This window comes from Streptomyces seoulensis (assembly GCF_004328625.1).
Lineage (GTDB): Bacteria > Actinomycetota > Actinomycetes > Streptomycetales > Streptomycetaceae > Streptomyces > Streptomyces seoulensis.
Genome location: NZ_CP032229.1, coordinates 5,870,078 through 5,890,934, shown reverse-complemented (window position 1 = coordinate 5,890,934; position 20,857 = coordinate 5,870,078). Strand labels below are relative to the sequence as shown.

Sequence of the window (20,857 nt, the reverse complement as noted above, 5' to 3'; positions counted from 1 at the left end):
ACCGTGGAACTTCCGGCGTCCAGCGCCCAGCAACGCCTGTACTTCGTCGAAGCGGCGGCGGGCACCTCGGCCGTCCACCACCTCCCGGTGGCCCGCACGCTCCACGGCGACCCGCGCCCGGACGATCTCCTCGACGCGGCCCAGCGCCTGGTCGACCGTCATGAGGCGCTGCGCACCCGGTTCGTGCTGCGCGACGGCCGGCTGACCCAGGTCGTCGACGCCTCCGCCGTCGTCGACTGGCGCTACGACGAACCGCCGGGGACCGGGCGGGAGACGCTCCCCGAGGAAGCGGTGCGCCGGTGGACGGCCGTCGAGTGCGACCGTCCCTTCGACCTGGAGACCGGCCCGCTGTTCCGGGTGCGGCTGCTGCGGCTCGGTCCCCGCACCTGGCGGCTGCTGCTGTGCATGCACCACATCGTGAGCGACGGCTGGTCGGTGGATCTGCTGCTGGAGGAACTGTTCGCCGAACAAGCGCCGCCCGCAGTGCCGTACCGTGCGTTCACCGCCGCCCAGGCCGCGTTCCTGACGGGCCCGGAAGCGGACCGGCAACGCGCCCACTGGCGGGACCGGCTGAGCGGCGACCTGGTACCACTGGCCTTTCCGCCCCCCTCGGCTCCCGACGGACCGGACGGCAGCCATGTCTTCACGCCGCCGGCCGATGCAGTCGCCCGGCTGCGCGACCTCGCGGCCGAGTCGGACACCACCCTGTTCGGCGTGCTGCTCGCCGCGTACGTGATCCTGCTCGGCCGGTACACGGGGACCGACGACGTGGTGGTCGGCACGGTCGCGGCCGGCCGGTCCGAGGCACGCTTCGACCGGACCGTGGGACTGCTGGCCAACACGGTGGCCCTGCGCGCGGACCTCGGCGGGGACCGCAGCTTCCGGGCGTTGTGCGTGGCGGTGCGCGACGAGGTGTTCACGGCGCTGGAGAACCAGCAGCTGCCGTTCGACGAGGTCGTGGGCGCGGTCCGCCCGGAGCGCGGTGAGGACGGCGGAGCGCTGGTGCGGGCCGCCTTCACGCTGCGGCACGCGCAGCCACCCCGGACCCCCCGGCCGGGTCTGCGGGTCGAGGCGGTCGAAGTGCCCGTCACGGAGGTCAAGTTCCCCCTGCTCCTCGACGTCCTGGACGAGGGGCGGGGGGTGCGCTGCACCCTGGAGCACCGGGGCGACACGCTGGACCCGGCGACGGCACGGCAGTTCGCCGAGCACTTCACGCGTGTGCTGCGGGAAGTCGCCGCGCACCCCGATCTCCCCCTGTCCCAGGTGGACCTGGTGCCGACGCCGTCCGTCCCGGAGCCGGCCCGCCCCGTGGTGACGCGGTGCGCGCACGAGCTGTTCGCCGAGCAGGCCGCGCTGCGGCCGGAAGCGGTGGCCGTCGTCGCCGGTGACCGCGAGCTGACCTACGGCGAGCTGGAGACCTCCGCCAACCGGCTGGCACACCGGCTGCGCGAACACGGGGTGACTCCGGGGACCCCGGTGGGCCTGCACGTGTCCCGCTCCGCCGGCCTGGTGGTCGGCCTGCTGGGCATCCTGAAGGCGGGCGGCGCGTACCTGCCACTCGACCCCGCCCATCCTCCGGCCCGGCTGCGGCAACTGGCGGCGGACGCCGGTCTCCGCGTCGTCGTGACGGACACAGAGCTGACCGGATTCGCCGGGGCCGGCGTCGACGTCGCCGATCCCTCGCTCGCCCGGCATCCGGCCACCGCGCCCCGTACCGGGGTGACTCCGGACGACCTCGCCTACGTCATCCACACCTCCGGGTCGACCGGGACTCCCAAGGGCACCCTGATCCCGCACCGCAACATCGTGCGCCTGTTCTCCGCCACCGACCGGTGGTTCGGCTTCGGCCCGGACGACGTGTGGTCGCTGTTCCACAGCCACGCCTTCGACTACTCGGTGTGGGAGCTGTGGGGCGCCCTGCTGCACGGCGGCCGGCTGGTCGTGGTCGACCTGGAGACGGCCCGGTCGCCCGAACGCCTCCACGCCCTGCTGCGCGAGCAGGGCGTCACCGTGCTGAGCCAGACGCCGTCCGCCTTCGCGCAGTTCGCCCGCCATGACGCGCACGCGCCGCGTGGCCTGGTGCTGCGCCGGATCGTCCTCGGCGGGGAGGCGCTCGATCCGGCGCTGCTGCGCGACTGGTTCGCGCGGCACGGCGACGACAGCCCCCAGGTCATGAACATGTACGGCATCACCGAGACCACCGTGCACGCCACCTGCCGCCGGATGACCGCCGCCGACACCGGGCGCTCCGGCAGCCCGATCGGCGTCCCCCTGCCGGACCTGCGCGCCCATGTCCTGGACCACCGCGGACGTGCGGTGCCGAATGGTGTCGTGGGCGAACTGTGGCTGGCCGGCGCCGGTCTCGCCGACGGCTACCTCAATCTGCCCGGACCGACCGCCGAGCGGTTCGTGGAGCATCCCGGCGGCCGTAGGTACCGCACCGGCGACCTGGTGCGGACGCTGCCCGACGGGGAGCTGGAGTACCACGGCCGGGTGGACGAGCAGGTCAAGATCCGCGGGTTCAGGGTCGAGCCCGGCGAGGTGCGGGCCGCGCTGATGGCGGTGGACGGGGTACGGGAGGCGTGCGTGGTCCACCGGGGCGGCCGGCTCGTCGGGTACGTGGCGGCCGATTCCCCGGACGACCCCCGGGTCTCCCCCGGCTCGCTGCGCCGCGCGCTGCGGGAGCGGCTGCCCGACCACCTCGTCCCCGCCCGGCTGCTGGTCCTGGACCGGCTGCCGCTGAACGCGAACGGGAAGGTCGACCGGCGGGCCCTGCCCGACCCGGCGGAGCAGCCCGTGGGCCCGCACCGGGAGGCCGCCACCGCTGCGGAGGCCACCCTCGCCGCGATCTGGCGGGACGTGCTGGAGCTGCCCGCGCTCGGCGTGGAGGACAACTACTTCGCGCTCGGCGGGGACTCCCTGCGCAGCATCCGGATCGTGTCCCGGGCGCGGGAGGCCGGACTCCACGTCGACGTGGCCGACCTGCTGCGGCATCAGACGGTGCGCGACCTCGCGGCGGTGGCCGTTCCCGCGCCGCCGCCGGGAACGGACGCCCACGAGCCGTTCGCCCTCCTCCGGGCCGGGGACCGCGACCGGGTCGGCCCCGGGGTCACGGACGCCTACCCGATGACCAGGCTGCAGGCGGGGATGTTCTTCCACAGCGAGCGGTCGGGGCTGTACCACAACGTCAAGGCGTACACCCTGCGCGGCGGGTTCGACGAACGGGCCTGGCACACGGCGGTCGCGGGCCTGACGGAGAGCCATGAACTGCTGCGCACCTCCTTCGAGCCCACCGCTCTCGGCGAGCCCACCCAGCTCGTGCACGCCCGGGTGCCGGTGCCCCTGTCCTTCGAGGACCTGAGGAACCTGCCCGATCCGGAGGCGGTCTCGGCGGCGCGGTACGAGGCGGAACGGACGGCGCGGTTCGACCCGTCCCGGCCGCCGCTGGTCCGCTTCCACGTCCAGCGGCTCTCCGACGAGGTGACCCGGCTCCTCGTCACCGAGCACCATGCCGTCATGGACGGCTGGAGCGAACGCTCGCTCCTGGTGGAACTCCTCGCCCGGTACGCCGGCACAGCCGTACCACCGTCCCCCACCGCCCGGTTCCGCACCTACGTCGCCCTGGAGCGGGCCGCGCTGGAGGACCCGGCGCCGAGGGACTTCTGGCGCCGGAAGCTGGCCGGCATGACCGTGACGGAACTGCCCGGCCGGCGGTCCGGGCGGGGCGGAACCGCGATGCGGTACCTGGAGCGCCCGGTGGCCCCGGACCTGTCCGCCCAGGTCACCCGGCTCGCCCGCACGCTCGGTACGCCGGTGCGGACCGTGCTCCTCGCGGCCCATCTGTTCGTCGTCGGGCTGTTGTCGGGCACCGACGACGTGGTCAGCGGAGCGGTCTGTCCGGCCCGGGTTCCCGAAACCGACGGCGACCGCGCGATCGGGCTGTTCGTCAACACCCTCCCGCTGCGCCTGCGGCTGCCCGGCGGCAGCTGGGCGGATCTCGTACGGGCCACCGCCCAGGCGGACTTGGAGGTCCAGCGGCACGTCCGGTTCCCGATGGCGGAGATCATGCGGGTCACCGGGCGGTCCGCCCTGTTCACGACGTTCTTCAACTTCACCCACTTCCACGTCGAGCGGGAACTCCCGCCGGAGGCGCCCGAGATCCTGGCGGAGGAGGGGAGCGCCGACGCGGACATACCGTTCGGCGCGGAGTTCTCGCTGGACAGCGCCGACGGCGCGCTGCGCCTGGGCCTGCGGTGGGACGCCGACCGCTTCACCGAGGACCAGCTCACGCGCACGCACGACACCTATGTCGCGGCTCTGCGGTCCATGACCGCGCGGCCGGACGCCCCGTACGGCGAGACGGTCCCGGTGCCGGGAGCGGGGGCCTCTATTGCCGGTCGGCCGGACGCCGGGAGCCGCGCCACGCGCGAGCCCGATCTGTTGCACCGGCTCATCACCGAGCAGGCGCGGCACACGCCCGACGTGGTCGCGGTCCAGGACTCCGGGCACACCCTCACCTACCGGCAACTCGACGCCCGTTCAGACCGGTTGGCAGGCGTGCTGTCACGCCGGGGCTGCGGGCCGGGCCGGTTCGTCGGACTGGCGGTGGGGCGGTCCGCGCTCCAGGCCGTCGCCTTCCTCGCCGTGCTCAAGACCGGCGCCGCCCATGTACCGGTGGACCCGGACGATCCGCCGCTGCGACGGGCCGCGCTCGCCGAGCAGGCGGGGCTGGAGACGGTGTTGACGGAGGCCGACGTACGGGCCCTGGAGGCCGGGGCGCAGGGAGTACCGGCGCTCGCGCCGTCCGGGTCCGTGGACGATCCGGCGTATCTCCTCCACACCTCCGGCTCGACCGGTGAGCCCAAGGGTGTCGTCGTGCCGCATCGCGCGGTGTGCAACCTGCTGCTGTGGATGCGGGACGCCTTCCCCCTGGCCGTGGGGGAACGGGTGCTGCACCAGACGTCGTGCACGTTCGACGTCGCGGTGATGGAGCTGTTCTGGCCGCTGACCGCCGGCGCGACGGTCGTCGTCGCGGAGCCGGACGCGCCCCGCACACCCGGCGCCCTGTCCCGGCTCGTCCGGTCGGAGGGGATCGCCGCCGCGGTCTTCGTGCCGTCGGCGCTGGACGTGTTCCTCGACGATCCCGACGCGGTCGCCTGCACCGGCCTGACGCGCGTGCTGTGCACCGGCGAGGTGCTCCCGCGCGCCCTCCAGGACCGCTTCCTGGCCGCCCTGCCGGGCACCGCGCTGTTCAACCTCTACGGCCCCACCGAGGCCGCCGTCGAGACCACCTGGTGGGCCTGCGCCCCCGGCGGCGGGGACACCGTGCCCATCGGCCACCCCATCGACGGCGCGGACGTGTACGTCCTGGACCGGCACGGCCGGGAGGCACCCTCGGGGGTGCCGGGTGAACTGCACATCGCGGGCGCCGGGCTGGCGCTCGGCTACCACCGCCGTCCCGACGCGACCGCCCGCTCCTTCCCCCGGATCGCCCTGCCCGACGGCACGACCCGCCGGGTCTACCGCACGGGTGACCTGGTGCGGCGCTTGCCCGGTGGCGAGCTGGAGTTCGTGGGCCGCGCCGACCGGCAGGTCAAGATCCGGGGCTTCCGGGTCGAGCCGGCCGAGACGGAGGCCGCGCTGACCCGGCACCCCTCGGTGCGCCAGTGCGCGGTCACCGCCGACGGCAACCGTCTGATCGCCTACGTCACCGGGGCGTCCGGCGCGGGACGGGGGCCGGTGGACCCCGGTGAACTCATCCGGTTCGCCCGGACGTTGCTGCCCGCACATCAGGTGCCCTCGGTGGTCGTCCCGCTGGAGCGGATGCCGCTGACCCGGCACGGCAAGCTGGACCATGCCGCGCTGCCCCGGCCCGGCGCGGACCGCGCCGCGTGGACGGCGCCCCGGACGCCCACGGAGGCCCGGGTGGCCTCGGTCTGGGAGCGGGCCCTCGGGCGCGGCCCGGTCGGGGTGCACGACGACTTCCTCGCGGCGGGCGGGCACTCGCTGGCGGCGCTGCGGCTGATCGGCCTGCTGGGCGAGGAGTTCGGGGAGCGCCTGCCGCTCGGTACCGTCCTGAACAACGCGACGCCGGCCCTGCAGGCCGCCGTGCTGGACGGCCGGACCGGCGAACGCGACCCGCTGTTCATGGTGCATCCGGTCGGCGGGACCATCCTGTGCTACCGGGAGCTGGCACGCTCCGGCGTGCCGGTCCACGCGCTCGGCTCCACCGCCCTGCTGGACTCCGTGGAGGAGGTGGCGCGACGGCACCTCGCGGAGATCCTGCGGGTCAGACCGCACGGACCCTACCGGCTGGGCGGCTGGTCGTTCGGTGGTGTGGTCGCCTTCGAACTGGCGACGCGGCTGCGCGCCAGGGGCGAGGAGGTGACGCTGCTGGCCGTCCTCGACAGCTCCTATCCGGGCGGGCCACCGCCTTCGGAGGACGCGGTGCGCGCGCTGCACCGGCGCCAGGCACCGGATGCCGAGTTCGCCGTGTTCCGGGCGCACCTGGAGGCTCTGAGCAGGTACCGGCCGCCCCGGTACGAGGGCGGGCTGGTGTTCCATCGCAGCCGGGACGTGTCCGACGCGGACGTGCGGCGCTGGCGGGAGCGGGTGGCGGGCGAGTTCGACCTCCGGGAGGCCGACACCGACCACGACGGACTGGTCCGGCATCCACGGGTGCTCGCGGACCTGGGCGCGCGGACGCGGCCTTCATGAGCCGGCCGGTGCGGGGTCCGGCGTTCCGGGACCTGTGGGTGGCGCAGGGCTTCTCCCAGTTCGGGGCCAACGTCAGCGTGGTGGCTCTGCCGCTGGTCGGCGCGGTGACCCTGCACGCCGACGCGCTGCGGCTGGGGCTGCTGAGCGCGGCGGGCACGCTCCCGCACCTGGTGGTGAGCCCGTTCGCGGGCGTCTGGGCGGACCGCCACTCCCGTCGGCGGCTGCTCGTCGTCGCCGACCTCGTCCGGGCCGTGCTGCTGCTGGCGGTGCCGGCCGCCGCGGTGTGCCGTGTCCTGACCGTGCCCCTGCTGGCGGTCCTGGCCCTGCTCATCGGGGCCGGGGGCGCGGTGTCCGACGTCGGATACGGCGCCCTGCTGCCCACGCTGGTCCCGGCCGGGGACCTGGTGCGCGCCAACGCCCGGTTCGAGCTCACCGCTTCGGGGGCGACGATCGCGGGCACCTCGGCGGGTGGAGCGGCCGTACAGCTGCTCACCGGTCCGGTGGCGCTGCTGTGCAACGCGGGGGCGTACGTGCTCTCCGCCCTGTTCACCTGGCGCCTGCCCGAGACGGGAGCGGCGTGGGAGCCGGGTGGGCCACGGGCGCCGATGTGGCGGGAGATGCGGCTGGGGGCGGCCGTCGTCGTCGCCAGCCGTCCGTTGCGGGCGGTGACGCTGGCCACCACGGCGTTCAACCTCTTCCTGTTCGTGGGCGAGCCACCCCTGCTCGTGTTCCTGACGCGGTCCCTGGCGCTGCCGGGGTCCTGGGTCGGGGCGGTGTTCGCGGCCTCCGGCGCGGGAGCCTGCGCGGGAGCGCTGGTCGCGAGCGGCGTGGCCCGCCGGCTGGGGACGGGGGCGACCCTGGGCGGGTCGCTTGCGCTGGCCGGGGCGGCGGGGCTCGCGGTGCCCGTCGCGGTCCTGGTGCCCGCTGCGGTGGCACCGGTGCTGGTGGCGGTCTCCCATTTCGTGACCAGTGCCCTCGTCATCGTCTTCAACGTCACTCAGCGGGCCCTGCGCACGACGCTGACGCCGCCGGAGCTGTACGGCCGGGTCAATGCCTCCGTCCGTACGGTCGTGCTGGGCGTGGCTCCGCTGGGTGGTCTGGCCGGCGGCTGGCTGGGCCACCGCGCCGGTGCCCCGGCGGCGCTGCTGGTCGGGGCGCTCGGCATGGCGGCGGCGTGCGCGCTGCTGTTGCCGCTGCGCACCGCGCTGCCCCGGGCGAACTCCGTGCACGGCCTGGAGGCGGCCGGGCGCTGAGAGGCTGTCACGCCCGGTTCCCGGTACGGCGGGCCGGTGTCTCAGACCTCGACCACCTGGCGCGGGTGTTCGCGCGGCCCGCCCCCGGCCGGGGCCCGGAGCGGGACCGGCGCGGGGCGGGTACTCGGCGCGGCGGCCTCCTGGACCGCGAAACTGCGGACCAGTTCGGGCAGGGCGTAACCGCCGGGCCGGGGAAGAGGCAGCAGCAGACCGGCGTCCACGAGTCCTTCGAGGGCGTCCTCGGCCTCCGCGGGGCCGACGCCCGCCAGCTGGGCGGCGGTGCGTTCGTCGAGGCCGCCGGCTGGTGCCGTGCGCAGGGCGAGCAGCATGCGTTGCTGAGCGGGGCTCAGCCGCTGGTAGCACTGGCCGATACCGGCGGCCACGCTGCGGTCGGCGAGGGTGAGCTCCCGCAGCCGCAGGTCGTGACGGCGCATCCGTCGCACGGCGTGACCGAGGCTCCAGGTACGCCGGGTGTTGAGCCGGGTGCCCATGATCCGCAGCGCCAGCGGCAACCGCCCGCACACGGCGGCCAGTTCGCGGGCCTGCGCGGTGTCCTCGATCCGGTGGGTGCCGATGATGCTGCCGAGGAGGCCGACCGCCTCGTCCTCGGACAGCGGGGCCAGATGGAGCGGAACGGCACCGTCCAGGGTGCCGATGACGGTGCGGCTGGTCACCATCACCAGACAGCCGCCGGTTCCGGGCAGCAGCGGTCGTACGGACGCCGTGTCCACCACGCCGTCCAGGATCATCAGCACGCGCCGTCCGGCCACGGCCCGCCGCCAGGCGATCAGCCGTCCGTCGAGGTCGTCGGGGATCTCCACGGCGGGGGTGCCCAGGGTGAGCAGCAGATGCCGCAGGGCCTCCGCGAGGGTGGGTGGCGCGCTGTGCGGAGTGAGGCCCTGGAGGTCCAGGTAGAGGCGGCCGTCCGGGAAGGCGGCGGCCATGCGGTGGGCGGCGTGCACGGCGAGGGCGGTCTTGCCCACGCCGGGCATGCCGGTGAGGGTCACGATGGCCGGCGTCCGGTCGGTGACCCCGGCCCCGAGGGCGAGCAGGGCGTCGAGTTCGGTGCGGCGTCCGGTGAAGTCCACCAGGTCGTAGGGCAGGCTGCCGGCGTCCTGCCCTCGGGCTTCCGGCGCCTCCCGGGGTGCGTCCCCGGCGAGTGGGGGCGGCTGTGGTGCGGTGGGCTCCGGTGCGGGCGATTCGGGCTCGGGCAGGGTGAGTCCCGGGTCGTCGTTCAGGATGCGTTCCTGGAGGCGGCAGAGGCCGGTACCGGGCTCGATGCCCAGTTCCGCCAGTTCGGCGCGGCCCTGGGCCATCACCGTCAGGGCGTCCGCGCGTCGGCCGATCCGGTAGAGGGCGAGCATGAGCCGTTCCCGCAGCCCCTCGTGCAGCGGGTGGGCGGCGACCAGTGAGTACAGGTCGGGGACCAGGGCCCGCGCCTCCCCGCGCAGCAGCCGCAGGTCGGTCAGCCGCTCGACGGCGACGAGGCGGCGTTCGTCGAGGTCACGGCCCCCGGAGCCGACCACGGCACCGCTCAGACCGCTCAGCGCCTGCCCCCGCCACAGTCCCAGGGCGCGGGAGAGATGGGCGACGGCCTCCTCGCCCCGCTCCTCGGCGGCCGCGGCCCCGGCACGGTGCAACAGGGTCTCGAAGGTGCGGGAGTCGAGCTGGCCCTCACGCACCACGAGCCGGTAGCCGGGCGGTTCGGTGAGAATGCGCACCGAGTCGGGCAGCCTGCGGCGCAGGTTCCAGATCATCTTGCGGACCTGGTTGCCGGCCGTGCCCGGCGCGTCCTCGTCCCAGACGGCGCGTATCAGCCGGGGCACCGGAACCACCTTGTCGGCATAGATCAGCAGTGTGGCCAGGATGTGGCGCTGCCGGGCGCCTCCCGGGTCGATCCGGCACTCTCCGTTCCACACCTCCAGGGGACCGAGCACCTTGAAGACCGGACCCCCCTCGGCCGTCGGGCCGGTACCGGGTTCGGGCTGCGGAAGGGCGCGCTGGGGCATGGAGGTCTCCGGCTTCTGCTGCGTCCCCGGCGGGCGTCGCCGTGGGGCGTGCGGCTGTGCTCGTCCTCCACGATCGGCACGGTGTACGGCACGGACAATCGCGGACCCGCCTCACCGACCTGCACGGCAGCAACGTAACGGGGGCACGAAAACCCCGAACCGGCGCAACTGCCGTATTGCGAGCGGAATCTCGGCGCCGCCGTCCCACACATCAGGGCCCGGTGAAGGGCGTCCGGGTGTGGCGCGGGTTCTCTTCCGGTTCCGGCACCACTCCGTGCGGTGCCAACCCGCTCACCCACGGCCGGGTACCCCGGGCCGACACCGGCCGGCATTCCGCTGTTCCGAGGGACGAGAAGGGCCCCCGGCTCACCCGCGCAACCGTCCGGGCACCGTCCCGCAACCGCTCCGGAACGCGTTGACCGGCCCCGGGGCGATCGTTAGCGTCCCGCCGACGGTGCCTGGCGCACCGCGAATGCCACACGCGGGAAGGGCGGTTGGGCACCATGGGTGACCGGGTCGAGGTACAGGTCGCGAAGAGCATCGCCGGCCATCCCGGGAGAGTCGCCGTCACGGACTCCTCCCGCGAGGTGACGTACGCGGAGCTGGGAGCGGCGGCGGAGACGGTACGGCACCTGCTGGCCGGGGCGGGGGTGCGGCCGGGCGAGCTGGTGGGGATGCGCATGCCGCGCGGATGGCGCGTCTACGCCGCCGTCCTGGGCATCTGGCAGCACGGCTGCGGTTACGTGCCGGTCGACCCCTCCTATCCGCGGGAGCGCCAGGAGTTCGTGCTCGCCGACGCCGGGGCCCGGCTGGTCGTGGAGTCCGGCCCCGGGGAGGGGTTCGTCCTCACCGAGTCCCCGGCGACGGACAGACCGGCGGTGCGGGCTCCGGACGGCACCGCGTACGTCATCCACACCTCGGGTTCCACGGGCCGCCCCAAGGGCGTCGTGGTGTCGCACGCGAGCCTGGCCGCCTTCCTCGAAGGGTTCGTGTCGTCCTTCGCGTTCGGCGCCGACGAGGTCTGGGCCCAGTCCACGTCGCCCTGTTTCGACGTCAGTCTGGCCGAGTCGTGGGCCCCGCTGGTGACCGGCGCCCGGCTACTGGCGGTGCCCGAGCGGGCACTGCGGGAACCACGTCGCCTCGCCGGTCTGCTGGCCGAGGAGGGCGCGACGGTCCTGAGCCAGGTGCCGACCGTCTTCCGCTACCTGCTCGACGCCGCCGAGCGGACCGGCGCCTCCTTCCCCCGCCTGCGCCGGGTGCTGCTCGCGGGCGAACCGGTGGAGCCGGCTGCGGTGTCCCGCTGGATGGACCTGGGCCTCTCCCCCGACGCCACGTACCACAATCTGTACGGCCCGACGGAGGGCACGGTCTACGCGACATGGCAGGAGCTGACCCCGCCGGTGCTGGCCCGGCGGGACACCGCGGGCACCCCCATCGGCCACGCCCTTCCGCACGTCGATGTCGAACTCCGCGCCGAGGGTCGGCCCGTGGCCGACGGGGAGAGCGGGGAGATCTGGCTGTCCGGGGGCATAGCGGAGGGCTACCTCGGGCGGCCCGAGCTGACCGGGCGCGCCTTCGTGCGCGCCGCCGACGGCAGGACGTGGTACCGCACCGGCGACCTCGCCGTGCGGGAGGCCGACGGCACCCTGCGCTGTCTCGGCCGGGCCGACCGCCAGGTGAAGGTGCGCGGGATGCGTGTCGAGCCGGGCGAGATCGAGAGCCGTCTGCTCGCCTGCCGCGAAGTGGCCGAAGGCGCCGTGGTGGTGGTGCCGAGCCCGCGCGGAGAACCCATGCTGGTCGCCTGCTTCGTCCCCCGGGAGGGCGCCGGTGACGACCTCGCGAAGAGTCTGTCCGCCCAGATGACCACCTTCCTGCCGAGCCACATGGTGCCCGCCAGGTTCGTGGCGCTGCAAGGTCTGCCGCTCACCCTCAGCGGGAAGCTGGACCGGAGCCGGCTGGAGGAGCTGGCTCGCGCGGGCCGCACCGGTTCCGCCCGGCCGCTCCCGTAGAACGCCGGCCCGGCCTTAGACACCAACAGGTCATTCACCCTGTTTTGGCATGGCTTGGCCCGCTTTGCCACCCGTTCGTTGTTGTTGCCGGGCAAGTTGATGAGCACCGGTTCCCATGGCCGCCGCCACGTCCGCTGGAGAACTCTGGTGACAGCGGAGATTCCACCCCGGAAACGCCGCTTCTCCCGCGAAATCACAGGAGCGTAAAGTGATAGCCAGCCGCCCCGTCACCACAGTGATCGCCGTCGCGCTGCTCGCTCTCGGCGCCGTATCCGGCGCGGAGACCTCGGTGTCCGTACGTCACTCCGCGGTCGTCGCCGACACCGTCCCGCAGGACAGCGGCTGGGGCAGCACGAAGCCCCCGGTCTCCCTGGCCGGGTCGCACACCGTCACCCCGTCCCACGACAGCGGCTGGGGCAGCACGAAGCCGCCGGTCTCCCTCGCCGGGTCCCACACCGTCACGACGTCCGGGGACAGCGGCTGGGGCCGCTGGATCACCCCCTCGGGCCCGGCGGAGTCCGTGGTCCGTACGGCGGCGCCCCGGGCCATATGAGAACCGACCGGCCCGGTCTCCCGGCGCAGAGCGGACCGGCGTTGAGCGCGCGCGAGTGCGAGGTGCTGACCCACCTCGCCGACGGCCTCACCCACGCGTCCATCGCGCGCCGCATGCGACTGAGTCCGCACACCGTCGACACCTACCTGCGCCGAATTCGGGGGAAGACGGGTTCCCCGAACAGGGTCCAGTTGCTGCGGCTGGCGATAGCCGTGTCCGAGGCGAGGGACAAGAAGGCCGCCGCCACAGGCGGTTGACGGAAGCAGCCCCCGAACCAGCCCGCAGCCGTACCGGCCGTGGCCACCGGCGTCCGACGCCGACGGTCACGGCCGGCCGTCGTCCCCGACGGGTGGCACGTCGCGTGTACTGGGAACACGTGACTATTCGTTCGGCTCAGCGAACGACACAATGCCTCTCACACCGCCGTCGGAGATTGCCGGGACACCTGTCAACCGGTGAAAAGTGCGCGAAGAACACCGACTCGACGGTGCCCGCCGGCCCCTGCCACGGGGGCGGGCCGTTGCGAGATCGGAGAGCTGTGCGTGAGCCCATACGGCTGGAGAGGCCGCTGGAGTCCTTCGTCGAGGAGCTGGCGCTGTGCGTCGCCACGCACGGGGACAAGGGACCGGCGCTGCTGTGGCCCGAGGACTTCAACACGCTGCCCGAGCTGCTGCGCATCTCACGGCCCGCCTACCCGCGTGCGGGATGGCGGCGGGCCGGCGGTCTCCCGGCGGGCGCCACCGTCGAACACCCGGAACGGCCCGGCGTCCCGACTCCCGAGGCGGAGTTACTTTCCTCGGCGCTCGGCGAACGGCTGGGCCTGCGGGTCCGCCCCTCCTACTGGTTCCTGCGCTCCATGTCGGTCGGCGGCCGGCAGCCGTCGGGAGCCGTCGAACGCATCCTGACGGTGCTCGAAGGTGCGTGCCGCTGCAAACTCACCCGGGAGACCGGGGCTCACGACGCCCGGCCGCACGACACCGTGGACCTGCGCCTGCGCGCGGGCGGGACACTCTTCGTGCCCCGCGACCACGCCTACGAGCTGCTGGACGTCCACACCCCGACGGTCCTGCTCGAACTCGCCCTGGGCGAAGCGGCCTGACCCGACCTGGCTCAGACGGGGTCCGGCGGTGACGGCCGGCGCTCGGGGCCGTTCTCCGGCGCGTCCGGGTCCCCCTCGTCACCGTCGCCGTCCAGCAGGCCGCGCTCGGCGACCGCGAAGCCGGCCTGGAAGCGGCTCTCCGCGCCCAGTGTCTGCATGATGTCCGCGATGTGCTTGCGCGTGGTCCGCAGCGACATGCCGAGGCGCCGCGCGATCGCCTCGTCCTTCCGCCCCGTGGCGAGAAGCCGCAGGATGGTGCGGTCCAAGTCCTTGGCCACGGCCTCCAGTCCGTCGGCGGCCGCGTCGGAGAAGGGCTGCGCCTCCGTCCACGCCTGCTCGAACAGGTCGCACAGGAAGTGCACGACCGAGGGCTCGCGGATGACGACCGCGCCCCACGTCCCCGTGTGATCGGGCAGGAACGCCAGCTCCCGGTCGAAGACGATCATCCGGCCGAACAGCTGGTGGGCCGTGCGGTATTCGGCACCGAGGGCGCTCGCCATGGCCACGTACGCCTGACTGGGCCCGTTGAACCGCGCGGTGTGGTGGTAGAGGGTGCGTATCCGCACCCCGCGGGCCAGCACCTCGCTGTCCCTGGCCAGGGCGTCCTCAAGCACCTCGGGAGCGCGGGTGCCGCCCGGCTGGACCGTGAGCATCTCTTCTCGGCAGAGCTGAGCGGCCCGGTCCAGGGCGACCCGTACCTCGCTCAGGGCGGGGATGGTCTGGAGAGCGGCGGGAGCACCGCGCAGCCCCTCCTCGTAGTGCGAGGAGAGCTGGGCCAGCTGGTCACGGAAGGCCCGCAGCGAGTTCTGCTGTTCGCGGATGAGTCTCTCCAGCGGCGCGGTGGCCACGGCGGCGGCCAGATGCGGGTCGACCGCCCGCATGACGCGGTCGTCCTCCGCGTCGCGCTGTAACAGCCCCAGTTGGACGAGGGAGTCGACGGTCCGCGTCAGCGCCGCCTCGTCGAGCCCCAGGTCCTGGGCCATCCGGGACGGGTCGAACTGGCGGTGCGTGGCGAGCCATCGGTAGACGGCCACCTCCTCGGCACCCAGTCTGTCGCCCGCGCCGAACAGATTGCCATTGGCCGGCTGCCTCAAAGTCATCCCCTGTCCATGACAAGTAAGGTGGGAGTACGGCACACGTCGCGCCCTGGCCCGGGAGCCGCCGCGCGCGGCGGCCGTGCGGTCCGGCGGGTTCTCCCCCGCCCCGTGGAGTGAGAGTCGTGCTTCATCGCATCCGTTCCCGCGGCCGCCCGCACGACGACGGGGACCGGCGTTCCGACCAGTGGTTCACGGCAGCGTCGGCGGCGACTGCGGGTCCGGCACCTTGCGGCACCGTAGGCGGCGGATGGGGGCATGACAAGGCGGCGCCACGGCAGCCCGATCGTCACCACCTGCCGCCAGACCCACCCCCGGTCCACCCACCACGCGTCGCCGGTCCGCGGTCAGCGCGAATCGGCACCTTCCCCCTCACAACACCATAGCGCCCAGGCCGGTGACACGACATCGTTGTCTCTCCGACGAAACGGAACACATGCCCGCTCGGGCACCGCACCGGGCGAGTCGCGCCCCTTCATCCGCCCGCCGGGGACACCCCGTGCCCGACCGGGCGAGGACCGGTGTCGTGCGACACCGGTCCTCGTATGCCATGGGGGCCACCGGGGGCTCGCTGAGCACGCTGCCCTGTTGACCGGCGGCGCCCGTCTGCGACGATCCACCGGGTGCCGCAGGCGCGGTACCGGCCCCGAGACCGCGATACGAGGACCCGTGACCTACGACGTCAGCGCCCTGCGCGCCCAGTTCCCCGCTCTCTCCTCCGGTGTCGCCCACTTCGACGGTCCGGGGGGCACCCAGACCCCGACGCCCGTCATCGAGGCCATCGCGGGCGCCCTCAGCAGCCCCCTGTCGATCCGGGGTGCGGTCGCGCCCGGCGAGATCAACGCGGAGCGGATCGTGGGCGACTTCCGAGCCGCCATGGCGGACCTGCTGAACGCCGACCCCGCAGGCATCGTCTTCGGCCGCAGCGCCACCCAGCTCACGTACGACCTCGCCCGCACCCTCGCCGCGCGGTGGACGGCGGGGGACGAGGTGATCGTCTCCCGGCTCGACCACGACGCCAACATCCGGCCGTGGGTCCAGGCGGCGGAACGGGTCGGCGCGGTCGTCCGCCGGGCGGAGTTCGACCCGGCGACGGGTGAGCTGCCACCGGAGGCGGTCGGCGCGCTGCTCACTCCGCGCACGCGGCTGGTCGCCGTGACCGGCGCCTCCAACCTGATCGGCACCCGGCCCGACCTCCCGGCCATCGCGTCCCTCGTGCACGAAGCCGGCGCGCTGCTCCACGTCGACGCCGTCCACCTCGCCGCGCACGCCCACGTCGACGTGCGTGCTCTCGGCGCCGACTTCACGGTCTGCTCCCCGTACAAGTTCTTCGGCCCCCACCACGGCGTGCTCGCGGCCGATCCCGCGCTCCTCGCCACCCTGCGCCCGGACAAGCTCGCCCCGTCCAGCGACGCGGTCCCCGAGCGCTTCGAACTCGGCACCCTGCCGTACGAGGCCCTGGCCGGAACCACAGCGGCCGTGAACTTCATCGCGGACCTGGCCCCGACCCGGCAGACCGGCAGGCGGGACCGCCTCCGGTCGGCCTACGCGGCGATCGAGACCCACGAGAACGCCCTCCGCGAAACGGCGGAGACCGGCCTGTACGCCCTGGACGGCGTAACGACGTACTCCCACGCGGCCACCCGAACCCCCACCCTCCTCCTCACCTTCCAGGACCGCCCGGCCCAGGCCGCCTACCACTTCCTCGCCACCCTCGGCATCCACGCCCCGGCCGGCTCCTTCTACGCCCTCGAAGCCTCCCGCCACCTGGGCCTCGGCACCACGGGCGGCCTGCGCGTGGGGCTGTCGCCGTACACCGACGCGGAGGACGTGGCGCGGCTGGTGGCGGGGGTGGCGGAGTTCCTGAAGAGCTGAGCGGTCACCTCACGGAAAACGGGTACCCGGCAGTGATCGCAGGTACGACGAGACGAGGTGCGATTCATGCCCCCCAGCGGTGACCAAGGCGCGGCGCGGGCCGCTGTGTTCGATGTGGACGGGACTCTGGTGGACACCAACTACCTGCATGTCGCGGCGTGGTGGGAGGCGCTGCGGCAGGCGGGGCACGATGTGCCGTCGCAGGCGATCCACCGGGCCGTCGGGCTGGGGTCGAGTGATCTGGTGGAGCATCTGCTGGGCGTGGAGCGGGCGCGGGAGGAGGCGGAGGCGCTCGGTGCGGCGCACAAGACGCTGTATGGGCAGTACTTCGGGCGGCTGACGGCTCTCCCGGACGCCGGGCGGCTGTTGCGGCGGCTGGCGGAGGACGGCTGGAAGGTCGTGCTGGCCACGTCGGCGGGCGGACAGGAGCTGTCCGCGCTGCGGACCGCGCTCGACGCCGACGACGCGATCTCCGGCATGGCGAGTGCCGACGACGTCTCCGACGGCAAGCCCGCGCCCGAGCCGGTCGAGCAGGCGCTGGAGCAGGCGGGCGCGGCACCGGAGCGGTCGGTGTTCGTCGGCGACACCGTGTGGGACATGCAGGCGGGCAGCCGGGCCGGGGTCACCTGCGTGGGACTCCTCTGCGGCGGCATCCCCCGCGAGGACCTGGAGAAGGCGGGCGCGGACGTGGTGTACGACGGCCCGGAGGCACTTCTCGCCTCCCTCGCGCGGAGTCCGCTGGGCAACCGTGACTGAAGGATTCCGTCGGCGCTAAGCCCGTTCCATGGCCTCGCGGGCTGCGAGATGTCCCGCGATCCTGAACGCAAGCTCGTGCGAGCCGAACGTGTCGGCGCGGGCCCGCCGCAGCACCACCCGAGCGGCGACGACGACTCCGTGCTCGGGCGAGCGCAGCCGCTCCTCGATCCCCCGGGCCGCGGCCGCGAAGAAGCGGGGCAGGTCCTCGGCGGGTTCGTAGTCCACCGCGAGACCCCGGGCCACCTCGAAGACGAACCCTTCCGCCGCGGGCTCGAAGTCCACCTCGATCTCCGCGAACTGCGGCGCGCAATTCTGCTTCACGTGCAGCACCCGTACCCCACGGATCGGACACGGCGGGAACCGGGACGGCACGGACGTCATGCCGGAACGCTACCCCTGCCCGGCGCCCGTATCGCGCCCCCCGGTGTGACGGCCGCCATCCGCTGACCCGCCGCGCAGCGGGTACCCGCCTCATCTGTACGGATGTAGTGAGCGAGGGTTCGGGGCGAGGCGCATGGAGTGGTTGCGGAGCGGTACCGCGTGGGTGAAACGGGCCTGGAGCACGCCGGGGCACGAGCGGAACACGGTGCTGCTGGTCGGGAAGAGCGCGCTGGCGGCGACGCTGGCGTGGTGGATCGCGCACGATCTGCTGAACGCGGCCTCCCCCGCCTTCGCCCCCTTCTCCGCCGTGCTGATCATGAACGCCACGGTCTACAAGTCGGTCTGGCAGGCCCTGCGCTACACGGCCGCGGTCACGGTGGGCGTGGCCGTCCAGGCGGCCATCGGCTTCCTCGCCGGGCCGGATCTGTTCGCCTTCGTCCTGGTCGCCGTCATCGCCCTGTGCATCGGGCAGTGGCCGGCCCTGGGCGAGCAGCGCTCCCAGGTCGCCACGGCGGCGTTCTTCGCCTTCTCCACGTACGCCTCCGCGACCACCACCGGCGACAAGGTGAACCAGCTGGGGCAGATCATCCTGCTGGTGCTGATCGGCTGCGGCGTGGGCGTCCTGGTGAACCTCTGCGTCGCGCCCCCGCTGCGGTACCGCAGCGCCGAGCACGGGGTGCAGGTGCTGGCGGGGCGGATCGAGGCGCTGCTGGACGACATGGCCGACGGCCTGTGCACCGGTGACGTGGACGCGGACCGGGCCGCCAAGTGGCGCCGGGCCGGGGAGAGCGCGCAGCGGGCGGTCGGGCAGGCCCGCGCGGGGCTGCACACGGCGGAGAGCAGCCTCCCCCTCAACCCCCGCCGGCTCCTGCCGGCCCACCGCGGCTACCTGGGCTTCGACCGCTACCGGCAGAGTGTCGACGCCCTCGAACGCGCGGTCTACCAGCTCGGCTCGCTGACCCGCAGCCTCGGCCGCTGGCGCGAGACGGAGGACACGTACACCTACGCCCCCGCCCTCCAGGCGTACGCCGACTTCGCCGCCAGCCTGCGCGACATCGCGCACGTCATCGCCGAGCTGGACAGCGACACCCTGACCGAACAGGCCGAGGAGATGTGCCGCCTCGCGACCACCGCCCAGGAAGCCCTGCAGAAGGTCCTCGCCGCCGCCCAGGACAACAACCTCCCCCTCTCCGACGCCTCCCGCCCCTACGGTGTCCTCGTCGTCGAGGCCACCCGCCTGATGGAGGAGTTCCAGAACACCTGCGACGCCCTGAAGGACACCGCCGAGGGGTAGGTGAGCGCCGCGATTCGGGCGCCGGGTCAGGCGCCCACGTGTTCGGTGAGGCAGGCGTACTGGCGGGGTTGCTGCTCGTCGAGGCCGCTGTAGTCCAGGACCGCCGGGTAGGTGAGGCGGGTGCCGGGGTATAGGGGGGTGCAGTCCTGCTCGCTGTCGTAGAAAACGAGCGTGTAGCCCCCCTGCACGCTTGGCGAGCCGGAGGGGCTCACCAAGTCGGCACCGCACTGGTAGCCCGGGGCGTTCATCAGCAGGGTGGCGTCACGGGAGTCGGCGTCGGAACTGCCGGTCCAGGCCAGGCAGTACGAGGAACCCGGGTCTCCACCCGTGGACGGCTGGGAGATGACGTTCACCGTCTGCAGGGCGGGAGGGCCGCCGCACAGACGGTCGATGTCCTTGACGTAGGACGCGGACCCGACGGCACAGATCGCCTTCTTGGACTCGCAGCCCGCCTCTCCGCCGGGGGTCTTGAAGGTGACCGGCAGACAGCCGGCAGAGGCGGTCGGCGCGGTGGCCTTCGCCTCCTGCCCTCTGGGAGTGCCCGCTTCCGCGGTCGGGGAAGCCGTCGAGCCTCGCCGCTCGCCCTGGCCCTGCTCCGCGATCAGGTACGTGCCGGCGGCGGCCACCACGAACCCGGTGACCGCGGCCGCGGCGACGAGCCAGGTCCGGCGGCGGGCCGCCTTGCGCCGGGCCGCCGCCCACGCCGGATCGTCCTCGACGGCCGGCAGACCTTCCCAAGCGGCCGTCATCACGTCACCCACCTGGGTGGGCGGCCCGTCCCCCAGGATCTGGGTGCTCTGGCCGGCGAGAAGCTCCGTGCACCGCGCGGTTAGCGCGGCGGCCGTGGGTCGCTCCTGCGGCCCCTTGGCCAGCGCGGACGTCACCGGCGCCAGGAGGTCGTCGGGGACCCCGGCGAGGTCGGGGGCCCCGGACATCACCCGGGCGGCGACCGCGTCAGGGGCGCCGATGCCGAACGGCAGTCGTCCGGTGGCGGCGTAGGCGACCAGCGCTCCCCAGGCGAAGACGTCTCCGGCCGGTCCCGCGGCTCCGGTGCGGTAGCCCTCCGGACTGATCCAGCCGGCGGTGCCGGTCATCACGCCGGTCCGGGTGACCGAGGTGCCGTCCAGGGCGTGGGCGATGCCGAAGTCCAGTACCCGTGGTCCGTCCGGCGCCAGGATGACGTTGCCCGGCTTCACGTCGCGGTGCACCACGCCGGTCGCGTGGACGGCCGCTAATGCGGCGACGGTCCCGGCCGCGAGGGCGTACAGCCGAGCCCCGGACAGGGGGCCGTGCGCGGCGATGTACTCGCCGAGGGTGGGGCCGGGCACATACGCGGTGGCGAGCCAGGGGACGGCCGCACCGGGGTCCGCCGCGAGCAGCGGTACCAGGCAGGGTCCCGTGACCCGCCGGGACACCTCGACCTCCCGCTTGAAGCGGGCACGGAACTCGTCGTCGTCGGCCTGCGCGGGGTGGACGACCTTGACCGCCACCCGCCGCTCCTCGGAGTCCAGGGCGGCATGGACCGTACCCATGCCACCCGAACCCAGTCGGCCGATGACCCGGTACGGGCCGATCCTGGCCGGATCACCGGGTCGCGAAGGATGAACACGCTCGGACAACTGGGCCCCCCGGCAAGAAGATCCGACCCGCGTCGGCCGGAGCCGCAACTCTCTCACGCGCCCGCCGGGCACCGCGCCGCCCCGGATCGGCCTGTGGAGTCCGTCACTAGGGATCTTCCCCCACGTCTACCCCTGCGACATCGCGGGCACCGGTGAGCAGCACGCATGTACAGCAGCCATGATCCGTGCGTGACTTGA

Annotated in this window: 13 protein-coding genes; 9 read left to right on the top strand and 4 right to left on the bottom strand. The window is 73.7% G+C overall.

Features of this window, described 5'->3' with window-relative positions:
- Window positions 1-3 precede the first annotated feature (3 nt).
- Both D0Z67_RS27125 and D0Z67_RS27120 read left to right on the top strand, forming a co-directional pair.
- Window positions 4-6,717 (top strand): non-ribosomal peptide synthetase, encoded by a 6,714-nt coding sequence (locus tag D0Z67_RS27125; protein WP_031183284.1) that lies wholly within the window; start codon window positions 4-6, stop codon window positions 6,715-6,717.
- Complete coding sequence (locus D0Z67_RS27120) at window positions 6,714-7,970, top strand: MFS transporter (protein WP_078873618.1); 1,257 nt, start codon at window positions 6,714-6,716, stop codon at window positions 7,968-7,970. The genes D0Z67_RS27125 and D0Z67_RS27120 overlap by 4 nt, the downstream gene beginning before the upstream one ends.
- Window positions 7,971-8,011: 41 nt before the next feature.
- Here D0Z67_RS27120 and D0Z67_RS27115 read toward each other — a convergent pair whose 3' ends face one another.
- Window positions 8,012-9,979: an AfsR/SARP family transcriptional regulator gene (locus D0Z67_RS27115; protein WP_051888059.1), complete on the bottom strand. Its 1,968-nt coding sequence runs from the start codon at window positions 9,977-9,979 to the stop codon at window positions 8,012-8,014.
- 503 nt (window positions 9,980-10,482) lie between these two features.
- On the opposite strand from D0Z67_RS27115, the gene D0Z67_RS27110 reads away from it, so the two are divergent.
- From D0Z67_RS27110 to D0Z67_RS27095, 4 genes are all read left to right on the top strand, one after another.
- Entirely contained in the window at window positions 10,483-11,988 is a 1,506-nt protein-coding gene (locus D0Z67_RS27110; RefSeq protein WP_078873628.1) for an amino acid adenylation domain-containing protein, read from the top strand.
- Between the two features lie 208 nt (window positions 11,989-12,196).
- Entirely contained in the window at window positions 12,197-12,541 is a 345-nt protein-coding gene (locus D0Z67_RS27105) for a hypothetical protein (protein WP_131589721.1), read from the top strand.
- A gap of 41 nt (window positions 12,542-12,582) precedes the next feature.
- Window positions 12,583-12,798, top strand: coding sequence for a response regulator transcription factor (locus D0Z67_RS27100; protein WP_234312901.1), 216 nt, complete (start codon window positions 12,583-12,585; stop codon window positions 12,796-12,798).
- Between the two features lie 281 nt (window positions 12,799-13,079).
- Window positions 13,080-13,640, top strand: a complete 561-nt coding sequence (locus D0Z67_RS27095; protein WP_234312902.1) for a hypothetical protein — start codon at window positions 13,080-13,082, stop codon at window positions 13,638-13,640.
- 11 nt (window positions 13,641-13,651) lie between these two features.
- On the opposite strand, the gene D0Z67_RS27090 is transcribed toward D0Z67_RS27095, so the two are convergent.
- On the bottom strand, window positions 13,652-14,740 hold the full coding sequence (locus D0Z67_RS27090; protein ID WP_078873620.1) for a helix-turn-helix domain-containing protein: 1,089 nt from the start codon (window positions 14,738-14,740) through the stop codon (window positions 13,652-13,654).
- A 663-nt stretch (window positions 14,741-15,403) separates the two neighbouring features.
- Here D0Z67_RS27090 and D0Z67_RS27085 point away from each other — a divergent pair.
- Window positions 15,404-16,609, top strand: coding sequence for a cysteine desulfurase-like protein (locus tag D0Z67_RS27085; RefSeq protein ID WP_031183292.1), 1,206 nt, complete (start codon window positions 15,404-15,406; stop codon window positions 16,607-16,609).
- Between the two features lie 66 nt (window positions 16,610-16,675).
- A complete protein-coding gene (locus D0Z67_RS27080) occupies window positions 16,676-17,365 on the top strand; it encodes an HAD family hydrolase (RefSeq protein ID WP_031183293.1) in 690 nt (229 codons plus the stop codon).
- 15 nt (window positions 17,366-17,380) lie between these two features.
- Here D0Z67_RS27080 and D0Z67_RS27075 read toward each other — a convergent pair whose 3' ends face one another.
- Window positions 17,381-17,746, bottom strand: a complete 366-nt coding sequence (locus D0Z67_RS27075) for a hypothetical protein (protein WP_131589720.1) — start codon at window positions 17,744-17,746, stop codon at window positions 17,381-17,383.
- 133 nt (window positions 17,747-17,879) lie between these two features.
- On the opposite strand from D0Z67_RS27075, the gene D0Z67_RS27070 reads away from it, so the two are divergent.
- A complete protein-coding gene (locus tag D0Z67_RS27070; RefSeq protein ID WP_051888067.1) occupies window positions 17,880-19,040 on the top strand; it encodes an FUSC family protein in 1,161 nt (386 codons plus the stop codon).
- 26 nt (window positions 19,041-19,066) lie between these two features.
- Here D0Z67_RS27070 and D0Z67_RS27065 read toward each other — a convergent pair whose 3' ends face one another.
- The gene (locus tag D0Z67_RS27065) at window positions 19,067-20,572 is read right to left on the bottom strand and encodes a serine/threonine-protein kinase (protein WP_051888073.1); all 1,506 of its coding nucleotides are present in this window, start codon (window positions 20,570-20,572) and stop codon (window positions 19,067-19,069) included.
- Window positions 20,573-20,857: the final 285 nt, after the last annotated feature.

Coding starts and splice junctions, on each gene's coding strand:
- D0Z67_RS27080 (WP_031183293.1), top strand. CDS start 16,676: ATGCCCCCCAGCGGTGACCAAGGCGCGGCGCGGGCCGCTGTGTTCGAT.
- D0Z67_RS27070 (WP_051888067.1), top strand. CDS start 17,880: ATGGAGTGGTTGCGGAGCGGTACCGCGTGGGTGAAACGGGCCTGGAGC.
- D0Z67_RS27110 (WP_078873628.1), top strand. CDS start 10,483: ATGGGTGACCGGGTCGAGGTACAGGTCGCGAAGAGCATCGCCGGCCAT.
- D0Z67_RS27120 (WP_078873618.1), top strand. CDS start 6,714: ATGAGCCGGCCGGTGCGGGGTCCGGCGTTCCGGGACCTGTGGGTGGCG.
- D0Z67_RS27065 (WP_051888073.1), bottom strand. CDS start 20,572: ATGGGTACGGTCCATGCCGCCCTGGACTCCGAGGAGCGGCGGGTGGCG.
- D0Z67_RS27075 (WP_131589720.1), bottom strand. CDS start 17,746: ATGACGTCCGTGCCGTCCCGGTTCCCGCCGTGTCCGATCCGTGGGGTA.
- D0Z67_RS27115 (WP_051888059.1), bottom strand. CDS start 9,979: ATGCCCCAGCGCGCCCTTCCGCAGCCCGAACCCGGTACCGGCCCGACG.
- D0Z67_RS27090 (WP_078873620.1), bottom strand. CDS start 14,740: ATGACTTTGAGGCAGCCGGCCAATGGCAATCTGTTCGGCGCGGGCGAC.